This is a genomic window from Geitlerinema sp. PCC 9228 (genome assembly GCF_001870905.1).
In the GTDB taxonomy this organism is placed as follows: domain Bacteria; phylum Cyanobacteriota; class Cyanobacteriia; order Cyanobacteriales; family PCC-9228; genus PCC-9228.
Genome location: NZ_LNDC01000114.1, coordinates 1 through 3,056, shown reverse-complemented (window position 1 = coordinate 3,056; position 3,056 = coordinate 1). Strand labels below are relative to the sequence as shown.

Below are 3,056 nucleotides of genomic sequence, written 5' to 3'. Positions count from 1 at the left end.
TGTATTAGAAACCGGTGAGTTTGGTTTGTTGGGAGAAGCTGTTGCCCCTGGTTTTGACTATCGCGATATGGAAATTGGCCAAGCCGAAAAATTTAATTTCTGGTTTCCCGATTTGTGGGCACAGCTGGATGCTTGTTTGCGGCATACGCGCGTTTCGGTTGAGGATATCATGGCACCGTGAGGCGTTAATATTGGGGAGAATGGAAGAAGAGGGCATAGGGACATGGAAGCATGGGGGTATGGGAGACAAAGATAAATTGCATTTCCATAATTTCCTAATCTCCTAATCTCCCCATCTCCCCATATCGGTACGCAATGCCCTCGTTAGAACATCGGGTGTGGGGTTAAGCGATACTGGGTTTAACAATTGCAGGAACAATGCGATCGCAAGCTAATCGCCCCCCTGCTAAATTCGGTGCCACTGGCCCCACTTGTAGGGCCGCATACCCTCCCATGAGAAACAGTTGACTTCCCGGAAGTCGTAAATGAGTATCGAGGACGGGTAAACCCTGAATAATTTTTGTGGGATAGGTGGCGAGAACATCCGCCATTAAGGGATTTTGGCTAATATCTAAAGTCGTCCCCGTTGCACACCAAATCCGATCGGCTTGCAAGTGTGACCCATCACTACATTTCACCAGCCATTGTTTCTCTTGCCATTGGGCGTGAACAATCTGACAATATTCATTAAGCAAAACTTGTCCCCGACGGGCTGCCCGTCGCAGTTGAAAGGCGACTTCAGGAGTCATTGACCCCCCATTTCGAGCGTCTTGAATTTGTTGCCACCTGGAAAACTCGTCTAACTCGGCCTGAAAGGATTTGAGATATTTAGGCCCCAACCAACCGGGATCGGCATCAAATAATTTTTCTTGCAGCGATCGCCGAATCAATAAAGTCGCGATCGCCCCCCGTCTGGCCACCCCCAAAGCCAAATGACCGCTACTCAACCCACCCCCAACAATCAAAATCCGTTCTCCTGGTTGTACATTAGCCTGGGATAAATCCACCCTAGTCCCATGCACCAGTCGGTCTGGGGGATACCCTCCCTGTAGGGATTGCACCCAGTCAGGAAACCGAGGCACACCTCCCCCCGTCGCCAAAACCACACGACGGGCCAAACAAGATTGACCATCCTGCAAAACAAGCTGGAAGCGAGGCCGCCGAGGTTGCACGGGAATAATACGGCACACTTGCCCCGGATAGACACAAGGGGCCAAATTCCAACGCTGTATGACTTCCCCACAAAAATCATTAAATAAGTTCGTCCCAGGCAAATCGTAAGGGGGAAATAACTCTTGGGGACGGTTTTCAGCAAACCCCCGTAAAGCGTAGGGATTGGGGTGGGGATGATGGACGGCGGGCGATCGCAAATGTTCGATCTCTTGAGCCTGCATTTGCCATTGCCACCGACGCAACCATGTTCCGCTTGCGTCGAATACCCGCAAACGATGGCGCAATTTAGCCCGTTTCTGGAACAGATGAGTCACAAGGGTTAAGGCTTGCGGCCCAGAACCCACAATAGCGAGATCGAGGTGTTTAGGGAGAGAGGATGCAGTCATCATTGACAGAATCAAAACCTTGTAAATAGAATGATAATCATTATCATAACAAAGTCATTCATGGTCACTCAATCTCCCGATTCTTCAGACCCCCTAACCCCAATGCCCAATAACCCACAACGTCCCCGTCGTCTGCGTCGCACCGCAACCCACAGACGGATGGTACGCGAAACCGTTTTAACCGTAGATGACCTCATCTATCCCCTCTTCGTCATGGAAGGAGAAGGGCAAAAAGAAGAAATCCCCTCCATGCCCGGTTGTTATCGCTTCTCCCTCGACACTTTGCTCGAAGAAATTCACGAACTGTCCCGTTTAGGGATTGGCAGTATCGCCCTTTTCCCGAAAATTCCCGCCCACCAGAAAGATAATGAAGGCACAGAAAGCTATAATCCCAATGGGTTGATTCCCCGCACCATCCGCGCCATCAAACAGCAATATCCTCACCTTTTGCTCATCACCGACGTAGCCCTCGATCCTTATAGTTCTCAAGGCCATGATGGTATTGTGCGAGACGGTAACATTCTCAACGACGAAACCGTTGCCGTATTGGTCAAACAAGCCCTCACCCAAGCCGAAGCCGGGGCGGATTGGGTAGCCCCTTCAGACATGATGGATGGTCGCGTTGGGGCAATTCGCCAAGCCTTAGATGCAGAAGGCTGGATTAATGTGGCGATTCTTGCCTATTCTGCGAAATATGCTTCTGCCTACTATGGGCCTTTTCGAGATGCCTTAAATTCTAGTCCCCAATTTGGAGATAAAAAGACTTATCAGATGGATGCGGCCAACGGCAGAGAAGCCTTAAAAGAAGTCGCCCTCGACATTGGGGAAGGGGCCGATCTCGTTATGGTGAAACCAGCATTGGCTTATCTGGATATAATCCACCGCATTAAACAAAAAACCCAACTTCTTGTCACGGCTTATAACGTGAGTGGTGAGTATGCCATGATTAAAGCTGCCGCCCAACAAGGTTGGATTGATGAGAAAAATGTTGTTTTGGAGAGTTTGACCAGTATGAAACGGGCTGGGGCGGATTTGATTGTGACTTATTTTGCGAAATCGGCTGCGGGTTGGTTATCAGTTGCTGATTAATCTAGCCTTTCGCAAAATGAACTGTAAGACCGTCTCTGGGTGAGCGAGAATATCGGCTCTTCCTTCCATCCCGGCTTGTAATACCATTTCTGAAAAATAACGATTGTATGGAATTGGCCAATTGCCCTGGTAGGGGCGCTCACGCGTTGCGCCGCTACAAAAATGCCTCTATTATCTCTTGCAGATTATTAAGGAAATGGTATTAGCTCTATGAATAAATTTGACTGGATGGAACGTCTTTCCCTCCTCGAACATTTGGAAGGCGGTTATTTTGTAGAAAATTATCGTTCCCCAACATCGATGGGCACGAACCGCGAAGGCAAGGAACGTGCCGTGCTTACTTCAATTTATTATATGTTAACCGACGATCGTCCCATCGATCGCTTTCACAAAAATCAATCCGATATC

Annotated in this window: 3 protein-coding genes and 1 pseudogene; 3 read left to right on the top strand and 1 reads right to left on the bottom strand. The window is 49.0% G+C overall.

Features of this window, described 5'->3' with window-relative positions; translation table 11 throughout:
• A pseudogene (locus tag AS151_RS12645) lies at positions 1 to 181 on the top strand (hypothetical protein); the annotation flags it as partial.
• Positions 182 to 344: 163 nt separating this feature from the next.
• Here the strand turns inward: AS151_RS12645 and AS151_RS12640 are convergent.
• Positions 345 to 1,559: an FAD/NAD(P)-binding protein gene (locus AS151_RS12640; RefSeq protein ID WP_071517425.1), complete on the bottom strand. Its 1,215-nt coding sequence runs from the start codon at positions 1,557 to 1,559 to the stop codon at positions 345 to 347.
• Between the two features lie 60 nt (positions 1,560 to 1,619).
• On the opposite strand from AS151_RS12640, the gene hemB reads away from it, so the two are divergent.
• Positions 1,620 to 2,648, top strand: coding sequence for a porphobilinogen synthase (gene hemB, locus AS151_RS12635; RefSeq protein ID WP_071517424.1), 1,029 nt, complete (start codon positions 1,620 to 1,622; stop codon positions 2,646 to 2,648).
• A 210-nt stretch (positions 2,649 to 2,858) separates the two neighbouring features.
• A partial coding sequence (locus AS151_RS12630; protein WP_139240642.1) for a cupin domain-containing protein occupies positions 2,859 to 3,056 on the top strand: 198 nt, incomplete at its 3' end.